Below are 17,383 nucleotides of genomic sequence, written 5' to 3' on the forward strand. Positions count from 1 at the left end.
GATAGGTCAGTGCACTCTGGAGTAATAAAAATGCGGCTATGGTTTTGTGTTTTTCACCACTGCTGACGGTATTATTAATGATGTGGCAGGTTTAATATATGGTGAAAAGTCAGTCTCCCCCTTATTTTCCGCTGCGCTGTCAGGTGATGCCGTTGCAATGAGCTTTTCATTTATTGGCATTGTTTTTTGCATAGGTGCCGACTTTAGATACTGTTTTGTATCGCGTCTACTTGTGAAGTGCAGATCTTCAAACATCCGACTATTATTAAGTCTCACCCACCACAATAGTGACTACCTATGTAGCTTATAAAACCCAGAAGTATGAACGATAAATTAGCTATTCTCATGTATGTCTAAATCTGTCCGGTATTTGTCAACAACAGGTATCTTCGCACTTTGCTTAATCTCTTATAGTGTCAGCAATAAACAAGGTAACCGATATAGGACAAACGGAATGAATAAAGCACTTATTATCATTGATACACAAAACTCTTTTTTTAAAACTGATTATTGGCAGGACAAAGATTTCTTAGATTTTAAAAATAGTTTACTCAGCCTTACTCATCATTTTAGCAGCGCTAACCTACCAATTATTAAAGTGCTACATAGCCGAGAAGATATGGCTGAAAGCCCGTTTAACCCTGCTTCAGGTTTGGTTGAACCCATGGACTTTTTACCAAGTTCATTTACAAAAATATTCTATAAATCAGTGCACAATGCGTTTACAGACACAGGTTTGGCAACGTGGTTGAAGCGACATGATATCGATACATTAGTTATCACAGGGATCAGAACGGAGCAGTGTTGCGAAACCACAACACGGGTTGCTTTTGATTTAGGTTTTAAGGTTGAGTTTGTCACTGATGCTACACTGACCTTTGACATGAAGTGTCCTATAACGGGCGCAGACTACTCTTCAGATGAAATCAAAGCCAGAACAGAATTAGTGCTTGCTAATCGTTTTGCTTCCATTCATTCTCACCACGACTATTAAGTTTTAAATTGGCGTTACACCATAGCTATGAGTGGTGTGCGCCACTTTGAAATAAATATACTATCTAATTAAAATATGGCGATAATCAGTGACCATTTATTTTGTTTTGCTTGCAGGCACGCTGCCACTTGATTTTGCCGGTCCTCTTCAAGTTTTTTTAGAGGCAAGGCGTTTAGGTTTAGAGTGTGAGATCAAATATATTAGTGCATCTGAGCAGCTAGGATGTGATGGCGGGTTGCAATTAGCAAACCTATCGCCTTTGCCAACAACATTAACGCCCACAGATATTATTGTCCTACCGGGTTGTCACCGAGCTTTTTGTGCATATGCAACCCGTGATGCACAGCAGACCATTCAGTGGCTTAAAAAGGTAGTCATTGAGCAAACGGTATTAACCATTTGCTCTGGGGCTGTACTTGCGGCAAAGGCGGGATTATTAGTCAACAAGTCTTGCACTACGCACTATCAGCTGATTGATAAAATGCGTATTGCATTTCCAGAAAGCCAAGTTTTAGACAACAGAATATTTGTTGAAGATACAAACATTATTAGTAGCGCGGGTATTAGTTCTGGGATCGACATGGCAATTTATTTTGTGAGCACTCGATTCTCAGAATACATTGCTGCCCAAGTGGCGCAAGAAATGCTGGTATATTTCCGCCGAACTGGCCAAGATCCACAGCTCAGTAGTTGGTTGCAATATCGTAACCATATGCACCGTAGTATTCACAAAGTCCAAGATGCTGTTTGTCGCAATATCACACAGTATTACTCGCTTGAACAACTCGCCAATATTGCAAACTTGTCACAAAGACAATTAAGTCGTTTGTTCTCTATTCATTTGGGCATTACTCCTCGTGAGTACCTTCAACATATCAGAATTGGGCATGCTAAACAGTTGTTGAAACGCAGTAATAGTAGCGTTGAAGTTGTGGCGCAAAATTGCGGCTACTCAAGCGACCGTCAGTTTCGGCGCGCTTTTTCTCAAACTACGGACATGAGTCCTCAGCAATATAGACAACGTTATAGCAGCGTGTAGCTTTTGAAGTTAAATCGGCTGCTTTTAAAGAAGAAGGAATATCAGATTGGCGCGACTCTAGAAGCAAGCTATGCTAACGTACAAAATCATAGGCGCTAGCCCATTATTGAAAACGCCATGTTAAAAAACTAGCAGAAAGTTTCGTATCATTTCTTCTAAACGTTTTTTCAATTTTTGAATGCGCATTCAGCGCGTAATAACTATGTGCGCATGTTTGATGACTTTTTATTAGTGCTATGTAGCATTCAACAGTCTTAGCTGTCCCTTTCAGATTACTCACACAGATACAGTATAACTATAATTTACATTGATTACACTTGTAATCTGTCGTAATCTGAATTTTCTAATAAATACGGTTTAAGAGGGCTTTTTCATGGTGAGATTTATTGTATTAAGTGTTGTTATAGGGATGTGTACTTTTAGCGTGTTAGCGAAGACGCTTAAGTTTGACGCAGTTTTACAGTGCCATAACTCACGGAGTGAACCAGGGATGGTGGTGAGATTAGAACAATCTGACAAACTGATTTATAGTGGTGCAATTGGTATTGCAGATTTAAAAACGATGAGACCGCTTCAAGTCGATGATGTTTTTCAGATCGGTTCAATTACTAAAACATTTACAGCGGCTGCAATATTCAAGTTATTGGAAAGTAATAAACTGTCGTTAAAAGACCCTGTAGGAAAATTCATTCCTAATATTAATCCTCATTATAAACATCTAACATTAGAGCATATTTTAAGTCACACGTCGGGCTTACCGGATTACCTGGATGACCCCACTGTACATCAAGTCTGGGGTGAGTATGCGTCGATCGAAGATGTTATTAACAGAATTACGAGGAAATCTGTTCAGTCTAATCCCACAGAGAAATATTCTTACTCAAATCTAGGTTATATTCTATTAGGAAAAGTGATAGAAGTGGCATCAGGGCTACCTTACTCAGCCTACTTGGAGGAAGTATTTTTTAAGCCATTACAGATGAAAAATACATTTGTTATGACCAAAGGTTTGAGCGTAGGAAATGTTCAGGGTTATACAACGCGCGATCCTGCTGCAAAACAGTATATTAAAGCGGAAAAATTAATATCGCGCTCATGGAAAGTTGATCGCAGCTGGATCTACTCTTCCGGGGCTATTGCTTCAACACTTGCTGATATGAGCCGGTGGAATAAAGCTTTATCGTCAGGAGAAGTAATTACACTTCAAAACTTTACTCTAATGGCGACTAAAGCGCGCTTGAATAGTGGTAAATACATCAAATATGGGTTGGGATTAAATATACAGCCATTAGCTACAATAGATAGCTTAAGCCATGAAGGAATGGTGCCTGGATTCTTTTCATGGAATGTTCATTTTCCTGAGCATAATTTATTTGCTACTGCATTTAGTAATGCTGATACAAAACATCCTGGCCCGATGTTACTCGATATGATTGCACTGCAGCTAAAGTTATCACCTGAACCACTAATTGATTCGCAAAAGGTTAAGCAATTAGCTCAAAAATTGGTTGGTCGTTATCAGTCTTCAAGTTCCAAAGTTTTAACTATTTCTCTTGAGGGCAATACACTGTACGCCCAGTATGGAGATGACATTAAACGGAAGATTATTCCCCGAGAAGATAGCTCTTTTTCTCATGAATGCACTGAAAATTATTTTCAACTACGAGAAAACGCTGGAAAGAGTGAAATAGTACCTATTTACTTGTATCAGGGTGAGCAAGAAGCTTTGATTAAGTTCTAATTATGAAGCATATAGATTTACCTCACTGATAAATTTACTATTTTAAATATGGTTATTATATGACAAGTGTTGATGTGTAAAGCCGCTTAATGTGATGAGCCCCTGAGCTAAAAGTAACGCTGCTTCACTCGCTGTGTGTCAAAAATTATCCTTATACCTTTTATGCTTCCAAACTCATAACAAAGACCTTGTGTTTATGTTTTTATGGGTACAAACTGTAACTATTAGGGACAAATAGGATACGTAAGCGGTTTTTCATATAGTCAGTATCGACTTACGTTTTTAATTACTTACATTTGTTGGAGAATGAATTGAGTATAGAAGTTTGGGTTTCATTTATCGCGGCTGCAATGGTTTTGTGTTTTTCACCAGGACCGACTGTATTTTTAGTGATGGGGCAAGCATTAGCGCATGGCAAAAAGTCGGTAACCCCGTTAGTTGCGGGTACATTGTCAGGTGATCTTGTGGCTATGATTTGTTCATTTTTTGGCATGGGCGCGATTTTAGCAACTTCTGCTACATTGTTTAATCTTTTTAAATGGGCGGGTGCGCTCTATTTATTTTACCTTGGTATTAAATCATTTCGCACTAAGGTAAGTATTACCAGCATAGAACATACCGTAATGGAAAAAGGTTCTGTTTATTGCCATGCTTTTTTGGTCACTGCATTGAACCCTAAAGGCGTAATATTCTTTCTGGCGTTTTTTCCTCTATTTATAGATGCGAACCTACCTGCTTTACCGCAAATGCTTATTATGGGTGGGAGCTTTTTATTCGTATCAACTTTGAGTGTAACCTCTTATGCCCTATTTTCTGGCGTACTACGTAATAAAGTCAGCTCGGTTAGATTTCAAAATGGCTTTAATAAAGTCAGTGGAGGGTTGCTTGTTGGTGCTGGAGCAATCACCGCGACACTACAGAGTAAAAGTGCTTAAAGGCTTGGTGGTTGGATAGATCTAAAATATCCTGCATTATGTGAATTAGCAATGATGGGCCAGCGCCCTGAGCCTCGCTTTTTATACGATGTTTTACGTGGTTGTTCCTACGTATTGTTCGCTCAGTATTTATAAGCGTAGATTAAATGGTGCGATTGCCGCTGCGTTATTCTTTGTTTAACTAGCGTGCGTTTTATTGGGGGGAATAGTTGGTTTTATTTACCGGTTCCGTTATCTTTCGGGGTTGCATTTGGTGATTTTCCGATGGCCAGGGTTACTTGTTTTATTATGTCGCAGCTCTAATGATGATGGTTTGTGGATAGTTGATATAGGAACTATTGTCGGTGAACAGGCAAAGCAAAGCTGGTGGATTATAAACGCACTCTGCATTTATAAACTCACATGGTTTTAATAGGAAGTGATTAATGGACCAAGCTGTTAAATGTCGATTTGATGAGTATCCTAAAGAAGCAAAAGCTCGTTTGGTTGCACTGCGTCACTTGATTTTAACGGTGGCCACATCTTTAGAGTTGGACGAAGTTGAAGAGTCGCTGAAGTGGGGAGAGCCCAGTTATAGCGTAAAAACAGGCAGCCCAATTCGTCTAGATTGGAAATCGAAGTCTCCTGAGCATTACTATCTATTTTTCAATTGTAAAACTAAGTTGGTTGACACGTTTAGAGAATTACACGGTGATTCATTAGACTTTCAAGGTAATAGGGCGATTCAACTTACTTTATCAAATCCTCTTCCTGAGTTAGTGCTTACGCACTGCATAGAGCTTGCTTTAACTTACCAACAGCGCAAGCATTTGCCATTGTTAGGGGCTTGATCCCCAGTTATATTGTTGCATTGCGCGGAGTTATTAACCATGGTAGTTTGTTTTCAGGCACAAGTTTGAAATTAGTTGCTGAGCTTATCAATTTTTTCCGATGATATTTTTAACAGGAGCATGGCAATTTGAATGATTTACGGGTGAGAGAGAAAGCAGTTCTAATTCTGTGCATTTGTTTTGCTACTTTACTTTTAGTGTCTGGTATTTATGACTTTGCGGTTGTTGCATGGCAGTTTAGTGAATTAATGATGTCAGTTGGGGTATTTTTCTTGTTGATTGGTATAGGGTTAATGCCGAGGCTGTTTTTCATGCCTTTAACTAGCATGACTTCTTCTATGAATATGACTTCGTTAAAAGCTTTAACGGTAGGTAGCCCTAAGATACAACAATGGGTTTCATGAAGCAAAGACAATGCATTGCTCAGTGATCTATAAATGAAATTGATGGCCTTTTACTGAAAGAACAACTGCACATTAAGTACAGTTGTTCTGTTAGTGATTGAGTAATAAAGCCCTTGAATTTTGAGCTGTTATAGTTTGAAGCTTGTTTAGGGTCGGTACTATGTTTTATATATCCTACTCTGGAAACATTTCTTCGATTTTTAATCCAGAAAGCTTTTTAATCGAATTGAGTAGGTAATAAAAAGCAACAAAAAACAATATCATACTGGGCACTGCAATAATGGGGTAGCTTAATGCCGTCATGCGACCTAGCTCATTATTATAGGCTTCAGTACCTGCTGGGCTAACTACAATTATTTTGGCGAGTACGTAGTTTAAAACAGACGATAATAAGAAAGATCCGGCCAAAATATTTGATGCAACGATTTGTATTTTGGGCAGCTTATTTAAGTTCCCTTTAGCTTCTAATGCTTGTTCAATACGAGTTATGTCCATGGTATTGGGGTTAAATAACAAAGTTTTAAGCAACGGGTATTTCGTATATTGGCTAACAATAATAGCTGTGCCTATGACGCCTGGGATCAAGGCTTCTTTGATTGCGATATACTTTACATCGAGCTCTAGTAAGCTTATTCCACCTGTCAGCAATACTGAGATGATGCCGAGTACGGACAGAAAGCTAAATTTCCCCGTCTTTTTTAGCTCCCAAGCCCCAAATAATAGAGGAAAAGCCAAAGCGACGACCACGCCTAATGTTGGGCCAAAATGTGCTTCTCCGGAGAAGCGAGTCAGAATGACGACGGGAATAATAATATTAAACAGTAGCTGGCTAAAAATACCAGTGGGTTTATTTTGTTGTGTTGTCACTAAAACCTCTCAACAAGTAACGGATGCATTGCGCTGAGTGTACGGTAAATCGTACTCACAAGCCAAGCAGTTTGAGTTGGCTGGCCTTGCCTGGTTATATTTGTACATTGGAGTAGCTTACTTACCTCGAGCTATCTTCTAACATAGAGATCAGCATTGTAAGGCCGCTAAACATGACTTTAGATTTGGTTGCTGTTCTACCGTCACTTTTTGAAGTACTTCTTTTGCCCAATCGGGTAGCTCAGGGTTTAATTGGTAGTAAATCCATTTGCCTTTACGGCTAGAGATCACCAAATTACATTTTCGCAATTCGGCGAGATGACGCGATATTTTAGGCTGACTCAGATTTAAACAGCATTGTATATCGCACACACATAGCGACTCTTTTAAGCTGATCAACATCAGTGTTTTCAGCCGAGTTTCATCTGCTAAACATTTAAAAAATATTAATGGTTCCATTGGGTACTGTCATTGCTTAGGAGTTCATGGTGCACTTATACCGCCGATGCTTCATATCTGTCAAATCACATATGACTTTACATATATGTTTAATCGTATATGATAAAACACATATGGTAAATCGAATGTGTTATTTGAAGAGAGTGAGCAGGGTATTATGAATAAGAATGTATTATTGCAAGAGACATTAAATATCAAACAAGCTGAATTTATAGCTCCAACAGGTGAAGCGTTTGATTTACCTGAAATGAGTGAAAGGCCAAAAATCCTTTTACTCTATGGCTCTTTAAGAGAAGGGTCGTATAGCCGAAAAGTGATTGAAGAAGCCGAGCTATTACTCAGAGAAATGGGGGCTGAAACATACATATTTAATCCAGAAGGATTGCCGTTACATGGCGCGACCGAGGGTGCACAACACCCCAAGGTACAGGAGCTAAGAGAGTGGGTAACTTGGTCTGATGGTATGGTGTGGTGCTCCCCTGAGATCCATGGCAGCATGTCGAGTGTGATGAAAACACAAATAGACTGGATCCCTTTGTCAATCAAAGCAATACGGCCTACACAAGGAAAAACCTTGGCCGTCATGCAGGTGTCAGGTGGGTCTCAGTCTTTTAATGCGCTCAACCAATTAAGGGTATTAGGCCGTTGGATGCGTATGTTTACTATACCTAACCAATCTTCAGTGGCTAAAGTGTATCAAGAATTTGATGAACAGGGACGCATGCGAGAGTCGTCTTACTATGAGCGTATTGTTGATGTTATGGAAGAGCTGATGAAGTTTACATTGCTGACTCGTGACAATAAGCGGTATTTAACTGATCGATACTCTGAGCGAGTACAAAAAAGCAATAAGCTTGCAGAGGTGTTAAAAAAAGAAAGTATTAGTGAGTAACTCATATTTTTATATTTCACATGCTGTTATAAATTTCAGCTTAAAAATATTTAATATTAATTAAATTATATGAAATGAATTTCACTTAATTATTTTTTGTATATGTAAGAATGCAAGTGACTAAATTCTCACTTGCATTCTTAATTCTAAAATTGAATTCTTAGCAGATTGTTGTTTTGCAACAACCGCTTAAACCTGTCGCATTTGTGTTGCATCCATGGTAATAATTCTTAGTCATACAATGGTTTGTACATAGGTCAGTGTTTCTGCAGCCAGCCTCCAGAGAGTAACCACCACCTGCTATTTGAGGAGTGTTATAGTTAGGAAGTTGATTTTTATTAGAGTTGAGTACTTTTATCTTTTTTTTATTTAGAGTTAACTTCATTTTAATTTCCTTTTACTTTTTTAAATCAATTGATAATTTATCATTATTTAAATGAATATCAAGTGTTGATTTTAAGTTTGTTAACTTCCTCTATTCTAGAAGGTGAGAGGATTGTACTGTTAATAAAATACAGTTTTCTTTCATATATAGTTTTATACTCAAATAAAAGAATTGTTAAAACATATGTATAGTGACTAACTTAGGTTCGAAATAACTCAGATGAACAGGAACACAACACTACACAAAGTGTGGTGCTGTGCAGTAGCGATCAATCGACCACCCTCGATAAAAACCTTTAGGCTGCTCAGCAACTGCGGTAATTTTAGCCCCGTCATAGCTTCTTTGTTGGGCTTCAGGCAGATTTACGCGGTTGGGGCTTGCCATTTTTATAAACCCCCAAGAACCTGATTTGATTGAAAAGTCTTGGATCATGGCATAGCCACGATTACCCGTATTTATGTAGCGTTCAGCATCAATTGCCATGTACCAAATATCGTTGGCCCGCATGCCTTCTTTTCCTGCGAAGCTTTTGCCTGTAACGGGATCGACCCATCTGCACCATATTTGTAATTGTGATACATCGACGCCATTTCGATTCATCACCCTTGCAGCTTCACATAAGTGCTCAAATTGTGGTTTATAGTGGCCACTTTTATCGGTGATCACTAAGGGAACGCCGTTCTTTACATATATTTCACCCGCTGCTTTGACTGGCTTTCCGCCTAAAAAAGCCGCATGGAACCACCCTGTTGAACTATCATGGTTGCCAGTATAGAGCTTATCGTCAGGCGATAAAACAAAAATTGCCCAGCCTGTACCACAGAAATTGGTATGGGAATGTTGTGAGCTCCAAGGCATAAATTCGGCTGGTGAACGCAGGTACTTTAATAGCCCATCTCGAAAGTAACGCCTATACTCCTCACGTCCGACGGCATCTTGATAGGAGGTGCTTAAGAGCCCTTCTCTACTTAGTCCTGATATAGTCTCATCTGATTGCATTTCTAACCAGCGGTAAAAAGGCAGCACGGTTGTATGCTTTTCATAACGGGCTTCAGTCCATGCGGTAAAAATGGGGGCGTTTCTCGGGTTCTTCCAATGCCTATGCAGTGGGTCGATGGCTTCGGTCCAGTATTTAGGATCCAGCTGTCTACCATCACTCGGTTTACCTATATACTCTATGAGACCTTGTACTTGTTTGGTCGCCGCTGCCCACTTTGCCATACCTGAATGAGCGCGTTGAATTGGCGTTTGGTCGCCTACTCCGAGCAAAGCAGGTAGGCGCTGTTCTGCGACTAATACTTGCTGCAAGTATTTTATTTTAGTGATCGCTTGGTTATAAACTGCATCGGCTGCGCTTATTTTGCGTTTTCTTCTGGTATCTTGCCACACAAATAATCGTTTATCGTCAGCATAGCTTTTAGCAATCTCGCTCAGTAGGGTTAAAGACACAATACGTTGCTCTAACTTATCTTTACCGATTGCGTGGTAGGAGGTAATCGCATTGTCGACCTTTACCAAGTTTTTGTGATTGCTACGCACTTGACTCCAGTGACTACTGGCATTTTTAAACTCTTGCAATGTCATAATATCTGCGGGCATCTGTATTCTCCTTGCCGAAATAACTTAGCGCTATACCCATTCACTTGAATTTGGGTGTTCACATTTAAAACACTAGGTTAACAATGTGCATATAATATGGATGAGTCTGTGGTGACATATATTTAAACTGCAAATTACATACAATGTGATGACGCACTCGCAAATGTTAAGTGTATGGTTCACAATATTAAAATTACAAATGACCTTTTACTATATAGGCGAACCCTATGCAGATATGTTTGATACGGGCGATTACTGTCATGCTCGCCATATTCTGGCTAACGGCATGTCAGTCCACATTAAATTTACAATCAGCGAAAGAAATCAAGAAGCTAGCAGAGCAGATCCAAAAGAACCCACATGATGTTGCAGTGATCGCGGAGGGTATTAATAAAAGTCAGCAGTCTATTAATCAGGATATGGCGAAGATACAGCGTTTATTTGGCGACTTGGACGCAATCATTGAGCAGGTATGGGGCAAGTCAAATAAAGAGTTACCCAGTAATACCCGTTATGTGAAGTATTCGAATGATTATGAAGCGCGGGCAATTGTCGATTTTGTTCAGGGTTCAGTAACCATTGAGACAATTGCGACGAAGAATATAAAGCCTAAGCTCTCTCAGGCGATATTCGAAACATTATTAACCTCAGATGATCCCAGTCAAACAGATATATTTTCCAGTCAATCGCCAACGTTATCAGGTGAGCCATTTTTATATCCGCAAGTACGTGACCAAGATGGTCAAGTGGTGCGCTATGAATGGCGTGCAAAGCGCTATGCAAGTTACTTGGTGGCTAATAACTTAACGACCTCACAGCAAAATGGTCGGAAAATGACGCAAGTGACGTTTAACTTAGTGACGGATCACAAGCATTTAAGGCACTTAAAATACAGTGATTCGGTATTGGCGTCGGCTAAAAAATACAATATTTCGGCGGCACTGATCTATGCGGTTATTGAAACCGAAAGTGCCTTCAATCCATATGCGGTGAGTCATGCAAATGCGTACGGATTAATGCAAGTTGTGCCGGCAACGGCGGGGCGCGATGTTTACAAATTGGAGAAGAATCGCGCCGGGCAACCCACTAAATCAACACTTATGAGCCCACAGCAAAACATTGATATTGGCACTGCCTATTTAAAAATACTCAATACTCGTTATTTGGCCGGGGTGAAGCATCAACTGAGCCGAGAATACACCATTATTTCAGCATATAATGGTGGCGCGGGGAACGTGTTTAAAACTTATCACCCAAACCGTACTACGGCGGTCAAAAAAATTAATCAACAATCACCGGCTAACGTCTATAAACAGCTGCGCTATGATCATCCTCGCGATGAGTCGCGTCGTTATCTTGAAAAGGTGACTAAAGCGAAGCAAAAGTATTTGTAGCGCTTTTTTAGCTTTAACTCTTGATGGTTGGATCGATAGGCATTGCTAGCATAATTGTGCTTTGCGCCGCTTTCTCTAAGTACGTTGTAAAAACGCAATGAAAGCGGGCAAATTTGTCCTGCTTTAATCACAAGACTGTTTTAAATACCACCACTGTGGTGAGGGGGATTGCTTTAATGCGCTTTTATGTCGGTCAACGATGACAACCACATAATACTGCGTACGCCTACCATTGGAAATGAGTCACTGTGGCCCGCGGCATCAACCACAGTGGTATGTAGTTGCAAGCTGCTATCATTTCTTTTTTGTAAAACATCAATAAACTCATTTACGTAACCTGCGAGCTTAGATTCTAATGCACCGTAAGAAATAAACACATTGGCGTTAAGCTGCTTATGGCTGTTACTAAGCTTTGTAAGCAGGGGTATATCACCGCGTAGTGCTGGGCTACCCAAAATGTAGTTTTTGAAGGAATCAGGGTGCGCCGTTAATATATACGCCCCAAACAACCCTCCCAATGAAAAACCAAAGTAGGTGCGGTTGCTAGGGTCTGCAGCGTAGTTTTTTTCTATGTATTGAAATACGGTGTTTCTTATAAACGCTAAGTGAGTACTGGCTTGGCCATATTGATATTTTGCCTGTCTTTGAGCATTACTCGATTGATTAATAGAATAGTCGCGGACACGGCTAGCGCTCACACCCCGCTCTTTCAGTGCGCCAGTGGTGTTTGTTTGCCATGATATCCCAACTAAAATAGTCTCGTTTAATATGAAATTGCTTGCGCTTGAGAGTAAGCTGACATGAACTGGTGCATCGGTGTAATAAATCACCGAGTAAGGCTTTTTAGCGTTTTTGTTATACCCATCAGGTAAAGTGATGTAAAGCTCGTACTGACGCGCTAACTGAGTGTCATTAATTGGCACTATGTGGGTGTTGGGTAAACTAAACTCTTTGGCTTCAGTTGCTGAAATCATTAACAGAGTCATTAAATAACTCAATACGAGGATGAAGTGTTTTTGTATAGTCATGATGGTGTTTCCTGAGTATCTATTATTATAACAAATGCTTTACGGCCTAACGTTGAACCTGACTGTATAGCCAAAAGTATGGAAAAACCTGATGTTGTACTGATTTCTGAATGATATAGCAGTAATTTAAATTAATAATATATTTATCAGATATTTATAAGCTGTGTTTTGGAATGTTCAAACGGTATGCTAGGATGATTTTTCGCTTAAATAGCGCATTTTTTATATTAATTCACCTTTGGAAAGCGTAGATATGTCCGTTCAATATTGGGTCGGGGGTTTTTTTATCGACCTCTCTCGAAATCAAGTTACCTATGAGCACCAAACTCAAACAGTGCCGCCTAAGGCTTTAGCTGTACTCACGTGCCTTGCTAAAAATGTTAACCAGGTGGTCAGTCAAGATGAGTTATTGACCGAAGTGTGGCCTGATACCATTGTAACGCCAAACACCTTACAAAGGAGTATTGCACAATTAAGAAAAGTACTGGGTGCCAATCTTGAATCGCAGTCATATATTAAAACGCATGCCAAGCAAGGATACAGTTTGGAGTGTGAGGTACGTTGGCAAGCAAATATAACGACTCCTAAACTAACAAAGCGCAGTGAGCAATCAGCTAATGAAACACACGCACTTGCTGGGGAAAACGAGAGGCAAAAAGGTAACAGATCTTGGCGGCGTATTTCAGCTGGTCTTATGTTAACTATGTTGTGCGGGGTATTTATTAGCCTGAGTAGTATGGGTTACTTCAATGGCTCTAAACCTTTTGAGTTTGAGGTAACAGAGCTGCGTTCATTGACCGCAACAGATAATAAAGAATATGGCGGTGTGTATTCAGCGGATGGTCAATACGTCATATTCCAGCGTTATCCTGAAAAGCTGTGCCGCAGTAATATTTGGGCCAAGCACCTTGAAACAGGGCGAGAAACCCCGCTTATGGATAAATTAGGCACGTATGGTGAACATAGCCTGTCTCACGATGGCAAACAGCTTATTTATATTGAAGCCGACGATTGCACAACGCCAGTAACGCAAAAGCAGTGCTATACATTACAGCGCCTTGATGTTGCAAAGGCATTTGAGGGGCATAATCAACCGACACAAATCATGGAGTGTAAAAATACCAAAATAATCAAACCAACTTGGTTGAATGACGATCAAGTGTTACTGATGCAGTTGAGCGACAAACGTTGGAAGCTGATCTTATATTCAGTCTCTGGCAATGAAAGCCAGACTATTTATGATGTGCCTGATGGCCGTTTTATTGATTATGATTACTCCGTTAAAGATAACTTAATTGCATTAATTGTACTAAGACGTGATCACCAGCGTTATCTTGATATAGTTAAACCCAGTGGTGAGCTCGTTTCGAGCCACTCAGTTGAAAATATACCTGAAATATCACCTTATCGACGTATTTCACCTAATTTTACCCCTGATGATGAGCAGTTGATTTTTAGCACTGGCCGACAGTTATTTGGCCTTACCTTTGATGGTCAAGTGTCAAATATTAGTATTCCATTAGACACTTCTATTGGTACGCCTACTTTTCATCTAAATGGCCAGCGCGCATTAGTGGTAAAGGGGTTTTATGATAGTGATATTGCGATGATGGCGTTATCAAATGTACACGCTGATAATTATGTTACCCTCGACCGTTCAACTCAATTTGAACACGCAGCGCAGTTTCAGCCTAGTGGCGCTTTAATTGCTTTTCAGTCGAACCGCTCGGGGGAGGCTCAAATATGGCTGTACGATGGTGAAGGCTCACAAAAGCTCAGTAACTTTCCAAAAGACAGCTATTTTAATGGTATTCATTGGGCTCAAGATGGACAGAGTGTGTTAGCTAATGTGAATTCTGAGTTATTCAGGGTGTTATTAGATGGCAGCCAAAAGCGGGTGCCGATGAATTACCCTATTCGAGAGTTGTTTCAGTGGAACAGTAAAAATGACAGTGCATTGGGGCTAGTCAATATTGATGGGGAACCCATGCTTGTTAAGCTTAACTTGAGTAATTCAGCTTATACGAAAGTGAGCGAAAAAAGCGTTAAATGGGCACAAAAAAGCGAGGATGGACGTGTTATTTACACGGATCAACTCGACCGTTTTTGGATAACTGGTTCGGTTGAAGATACTTTAATTCCGCCTTTGATGTCTCAAGGCAGTGATAAGCGATTCGTGATCACAAATAATGTAATCTATGGGGTAAATGAAGCATCACAGTTGTGGTCTTATGATTTGGACTCGACAGTGTTTCACGTGTTAGGTACTGTGCCAAAAACCATAGACTATTTAACCGACGTAAATCATACGAATGTGTTGTTTAGTAATCATATTGCGTCAAAAAAATCGCTGGCTGAGTTAGTGTTGGCAGCTAATTAGCGTTATTTATATGTTTCCAGCGAGTTAGGTAGTGCTGTCTTGTAGCTGGCTTAATGGTAAATTGACCATGTCGTTAATAAACAGGCGAGGTAAACATCGCGCCGTCAACCGAGCATAAAAAGAGAAACTCAATGAATAATGTAAGCACACAGGAATATGATATTGCTCAGTTGGGCGCGCCAGTATTAAGACAGCCCGCGGCCGAAGTAGAGGATATTCTCGCAGATGAATGCCAGCAACTCATTACCACCATGCTGCTCGCGGTATCACAGGCGGGTGGTGTGGGGATTGCGGCCCCTCAAATACATCATAGTAAACGCATATTTATTATGTGTTCAAAGCCAAATGCGCGATACCCTGACGCCCCTTTGATGGACCCCACCGCCATCATCAACCCCGAGGTTGTATCGTATTCAAAAGAAAAAGTAAAAGGGTGGGAAGGGTGCTTAAGTGTGCCCAGCATGCGTGGGTTAGTACCTAGACATACTGCAATTACCGTTAAATACTTTGATCAACAGGGTAATGAGCAACATAAAACCTTTCACGATTTTGTCGCACGCATTTTTCAGCATGAACTGGATCACTTAAATGGGCTGACGTTTATTGACCAATTAGAATCAACACAAGATTTAATCAGTGAAAGTGAATGGTATAAGCAGTTTGCTGAGGGCTGAATATAGGGTGTTAACCATAAAATATTTTTTCTTGTTTTTCTTATTTTATTGTTAATGCTTCTTGTTGTTTTTTGTTCTTTTAATGTGCTATTTTAATTTGCCACTTGGTATTTTAAATAATGAAGGAATTATTGTGAAAAAATTAATTAAAATTGGAACTCTTGTATTATCTACTTTTATGGGTAGCCAAGCATTTGCAGCATCTATGGAATGTACTATTGGAGATCCACAGTACAACAGGGACTATAATAACTACACTTGTTATACAGTAGAATTTGGTAGTACCTATGCTCAAACTACATTTAAAATAGTTGGAAATAAAGCCATAAGTCATGTAATTTGGGGCGATGCTGCAGCGAATTGCGGTTTCTCTAATAGCGCTTCGTGCACAGTACTTACGTCAGCAAATAAGGTACACGCTGCAACTGCGAAGGTATTGTACCAAGATGGTTCTTGGGAAACTGTATGGGCAACAAGCCTATTTAATAATATTTAAGCCCATTTTACCTTTTATATAGGCTGTATTTAAATTTCAGCCTATATTATTTCACAAAGGTGATAAGGTGTTTTTTGACGTGAAATAAGTAAATTTTCGTTATTGGCACGGCCTTGTTGATCAAATAGCTAACTACCAATCAATTTCTCAGTTTTAACTTTGTTGCTGATATTTGGGCATACCTAGCCCATTCATTTTATTTATTGCCTTCACTTTAATCATCGTTTCAGTATGCTGACTATTGAATTGACGACTTTTTAGCTTATCACCCATTAATTGTTTAAAACGATACATCGCCGTCTCGGCAAGTGAACGAAGGTGGTACCCTGAATTCACTTTCCACTGCGTTAACCCTATTTGGTGCATCATAAATATGGCATTGTTTCTGGGGTGTCCTTCTTCCCAGTATTGGGCATTCTCTCTTGGCGGTACCCGCATAATCGCACCTTTTGCTGCGACCTCCTCATAGCAACTGCGTGTGTCATATGCTCCATCACCTGTGACTCTGTCTATATTCCTACGCAGTGGCCTGATTAAATCGGCAAGGGCTTCACCATCTGACACATTTACCATCGACAGCTCAGCACCCACAATATCGTGACTTGTCGCATCAACGGCCAAGTGCAATTTTCGCCAAGTTCGGCGCTTAGTCGCACGATGTTTTCTTGTATGCCATTCACCATTTCCATACACTTTAAGGCCCGTGCTATCGACCACAATATCTATAAAGCCTTTGCCTGCGCTTTTTCTATATTGCACATCAAGTGTTTTACTGCGTTTGCATAAACAGCTATAACCCGGTGATTGCAGCGAGGTATCCATCGTAGTAAGTAAGGAATTTACAAACCCTTCTAAGGCCCTGAGTGGCAAATGGAATACGGCCCTTAAGGTTAAACACGTTTCAATTGCTAAATCAGAATAGTAATTTGAACGACCACGGCCACCGTGCTTTTCAGTATTCTGCCACTTTGAGATGGCACTATCACTTAGCCAAATGTTGATGTTACCGCGTTGAACTAAAGCACGATTGTACTGTGACCAATTCCTAATTTTCTTCTTCATTTCAAGGCATGGGTTAAGGCATTTTATGATCTGATCACACCAAACCAAAGAAGTTCAATTATTTAGGAAACAAGGCCTATTGGCACTGGAAATTACTTTCATATGTCATATTAATGACTGTGTGAATTTAATTCTTCTCCTTCCCTTGCTATGATTTCACAAATTATTTTTCAATTTATTTCATCTCTTTATTAATAAATGCTT

Annotated in this window: 16 protein-coding genes; 11 read left to right on the plus strand and 5 right to left on the minus strand. The window is 39.9% G+C overall.

What is annotated here, in order from left to right:
- Window positions 1-454: 454 nt before the first annotated feature.
- From PCIT_RS21925 to PCIT_RS21950, 6 genes are all read left to right on the plus strand, one after another.
- Window positions 455-994, plus strand: a complete 540-nt coding sequence (locus PCIT_RS21925; protein WP_010367812.1) for an isochorismatase family protein — start codon at window positions 455-457, stop codon at window positions 992-994.
- Between the two features lie 88 nt (window positions 995-1,082).
- Window positions 1,083-2,033, plus strand: coding sequence for a GlxA family transcriptional regulator (locus PCIT_RS21930; RefSeq protein WP_010367813.1), 951 nt, complete (start codon window positions 1,083-1,085; stop codon window positions 2,031-2,033).
- A gap of 409 nt (window positions 2,034-2,442) precedes the next feature.
- On the plus strand, window positions 2,443-3,774 hold the full coding sequence (locus PCIT_RS21935) for a serine hydrolase domain-containing protein (RefSeq protein WP_273542027.1): 1,332 nt from the start codon (window positions 2,443-2,445) through the stop codon (window positions 3,772-3,774).
- Window positions 3,775-4,085: 311 nt separating this feature from the next.
- Window positions 4,086-4,709, plus strand: coding sequence for a LysE family translocator (locus PCIT_RS21940; protein ID WP_010367815.1), 624 nt, complete (start codon window positions 4,086-4,088; stop codon window positions 4,707-4,709).
- A 425-nt stretch (window positions 4,710-5,134) separates the two neighbouring features.
- Window positions 5,135-5,539, plus strand: a complete 405-nt coding sequence (locus tag PCIT_RS21945) for a DUF1801 domain-containing protein (protein ID WP_010367816.1) — start codon at window positions 5,135-5,137, stop codon at window positions 5,537-5,539.
- Window positions 5,540-5,667: 128 nt separating this feature from the next.
- Window positions 5,668-5,943, plus strand: coding sequence for a hypothetical protein (locus tag PCIT_RS21950; RefSeq protein WP_010367817.1), 276 nt, complete (start codon window positions 5,668-5,670; stop codon window positions 5,941-5,943).
- Between the two features lie 174 nt (window positions 5,944-6,117).
- On the opposite strand, the gene PCIT_RS21955 is transcribed toward PCIT_RS21950, so the two are convergent.
- Together PCIT_RS21955 and PCIT_RS21960 are read right to left on the minus strand one after the other, a co-directional pair.
- Window positions 6,118-6,810, minus strand: a complete 693-nt coding sequence (locus tag PCIT_RS21955) for a VC0807 family protein (protein WP_010367818.1) — start codon at window positions 6,808-6,810, stop codon at window positions 6,118-6,120.
- A gap of 150 nt (window positions 6,811-6,960) precedes the next feature.
- Window positions 6,961-7,269 (minus strand): ArsR/SmtB family transcription factor, encoded by a 309-nt coding sequence (locus tag PCIT_RS21960; RefSeq protein WP_010367819.1) that lies wholly within the window; start codon window positions 7,267-7,269, stop codon window positions 6,961-6,963.
- A gap of 157 nt (window positions 7,270-7,426) precedes the next feature.
- On the opposite strand from PCIT_RS21960, the gene arsH reads away from it, so the two are divergent.
- The gene (gene arsH / locus PCIT_RS21965) at window positions 7,427-8,161 is read left to right on the plus strand and encodes an arsenical resistance protein ArsH (protein WP_084622630.1); all 735 of its coding nucleotides are present in this window, start codon (window positions 7,427-7,429) and stop codon (window positions 8,159-8,161) included.
- A 622-nt stretch (window positions 8,162-8,783) separates the two neighbouring features.
- Here arsH and PCIT_RS21970 read toward each other — a convergent pair.
- Window positions 8,784-10,145 (minus strand): hypothetical protein, encoded by a 1,362-nt coding sequence (locus tag PCIT_RS21970; protein WP_010367821.1) that lies wholly within the window; start codon window positions 10,143-10,145, stop codon window positions 8,784-8,786.
- Window positions 10,146-10,372: 227 nt separating this feature from the next.
- On the opposite strand from PCIT_RS21970, the gene PCIT_RS21975 reads away from it, so the two are divergent.
- Window positions 10,373-11,539: a murein transglycosylase domain-containing protein gene (locus PCIT_RS21975; protein ID WP_010367822.1), complete on the plus strand. Its 1,167-nt coding sequence runs from the start codon at window positions 10,373-10,375 to the stop codon at window positions 11,537-11,539.
- A 173-nt stretch (window positions 11,540-11,712) separates the two neighbouring features.
- On the opposite strand, the gene PCIT_RS21980 is transcribed toward PCIT_RS21975, so the two are convergent.
- Window positions 11,713-12,567, minus strand: a complete 855-nt coding sequence (locus PCIT_RS21980) for an alpha/beta hydrolase (RefSeq protein WP_010367823.1) — start codon at window positions 12,565-12,567, stop codon at window positions 11,713-11,715.
- 253 nt (window positions 12,568-12,820) lie between these two features.
- Here PCIT_RS21980 and PCIT_RS21985 point away from each other — a divergent pair, with 253 nt between their 5' ends.
- The 3 genes from PCIT_RS21985 (at window position 12,821) to PCIT_RS21995 (ending at window position 16,117) form a co-directional block, all read left to right on the plus strand.
- Window positions 12,821-14,947 (plus strand): winged helix-turn-helix domain-containing protein, encoded by a 2,127-nt coding sequence (locus tag PCIT_RS21985; RefSeq protein WP_010367824.1) that lies wholly within the window; start codon window positions 12,821-12,823, stop codon window positions 14,945-14,947.
- Between the two features lie 131 nt (window positions 14,948-15,078).
- Window positions 15,079-15,621 carry a peptide deformylase gene (def, locus tag PCIT_RS21990; RefSeq protein WP_010367826.1) on the plus strand — a complete coding sequence of 181 codons (543 nt, stop codon included), beginning with the start codon at window positions 15,079-15,081 and terminating at the stop codon, window positions 15,619-15,621.
- Between the two features lie 133 nt (window positions 15,622-15,754).
- A complete protein-coding gene (locus PCIT_RS21995) occupies window positions 15,755-16,117 on the plus strand; it encodes a hypothetical protein (protein WP_010367827.1) in 363 nt (120 codons plus the stop codon).
- Window positions 16,118-16,270: 153 nt separating this feature from the next.
- Here the strand turns inward: PCIT_RS21995 and PCIT_RS22000 are convergent, their stop codons facing one another.
- The gene (locus PCIT_RS22000) at window positions 16,271-17,179 is read right to left on the minus strand and encodes an IS5 family transposase (protein ID WP_192992838.1); all 909 of its coding nucleotides are present in this window, start codon (window positions 17,177-17,179) and stop codon (window positions 16,271-16,273) included.
- Window positions 17,180-17,383: the final 204 nt, after the last annotated feature.

Origin of the sequence: Pseudoalteromonas citrea, from assembly GCF_000238375.3 — a bacterium.
Lineage (GTDB): Bacteria > Pseudomonadota > Gammaproteobacteria > Enterobacterales > Alteromonadaceae > Pseudoalteromonas > Pseudoalteromonas citrea.

What these genes read in the sequence shown, in the direction of transcription:
- PCIT_RS21925 (WP_010367812.1), top strand. Translation starts at nt 455, where the DNA reads ATGAATAAAGCACTTATTATCATTGATACACAAAACTCTTTTTTTAAA.
- PCIT_RS21935 (WP_273542027.1), top strand. Translation starts at nt 2,443, where the DNA reads ATGTGTACTTTTAGCGTGTTAGCGAAGACGCTTAAGTTTGACGCAGTT.
- PCIT_RS21945 (WP_010367816.1), top strand. Translation starts at nt 5,135, where the DNA reads ATGGACCAAGCTGTTAAATGTCGATTTGATGAGTATCCTAAAGAAGCA.
- PCIT_RS21960 (WP_010367819.1), bottom strand. Translation starts at nt 7,269, where the DNA reads ATGGAACCATTAATATTTTTTAAATGTTTAGCAGATGAAACTCGGCTG.
- arsH (WP_084622630.1), top strand. Translation starts at nt 7,427, where the DNA reads ATGAATAAGAATGTATTATTGCAAGAGACATTAAATATCAAACAAGCT.
- PCIT_RS21970 (WP_010367821.1), bottom strand. Translation starts at nt 10,145, where the DNA reads ATGCCCGCAGATATTATGACATTGCAAGAGTTTAAAAATGCCAGTAGT.
- PCIT_RS21975 (WP_010367822.1), top strand. Translation starts at nt 10,373, where the DNA reads ATGCAGATATGTTTGATACGGGCGATTACTGTCATGCTCGCCATATTC.
- PCIT_RS21980 (WP_010367823.1), bottom strand. Translation starts at nt 12,567, where the DNA reads ATGACTATACAAAAACACTTCATCCTCGTATTGAGTTATTTAATGACT.
- PCIT_RS21985 (WP_010367824.1), top strand. Translation starts at nt 12,821, where the DNA reads ATGTCCGTTCAATATTGGGTCGGGGGTTTTTTTATCGACCTCTCTCGA.
- def (WP_010367826.1), top strand. Translation starts at nt 15,079, where the DNA reads ATGAATAATGTAAGCACACAGGAATATGATATTGCTCAGTTGGGCGCG.
- PCIT_RS22000 (WP_192992838.1), bottom strand. Translation starts at nt 17,179, where the DNA reads ATGAAGAAGAAAATTAGGAATTGGTCACAGTACAATCGTGCTTTAGTT.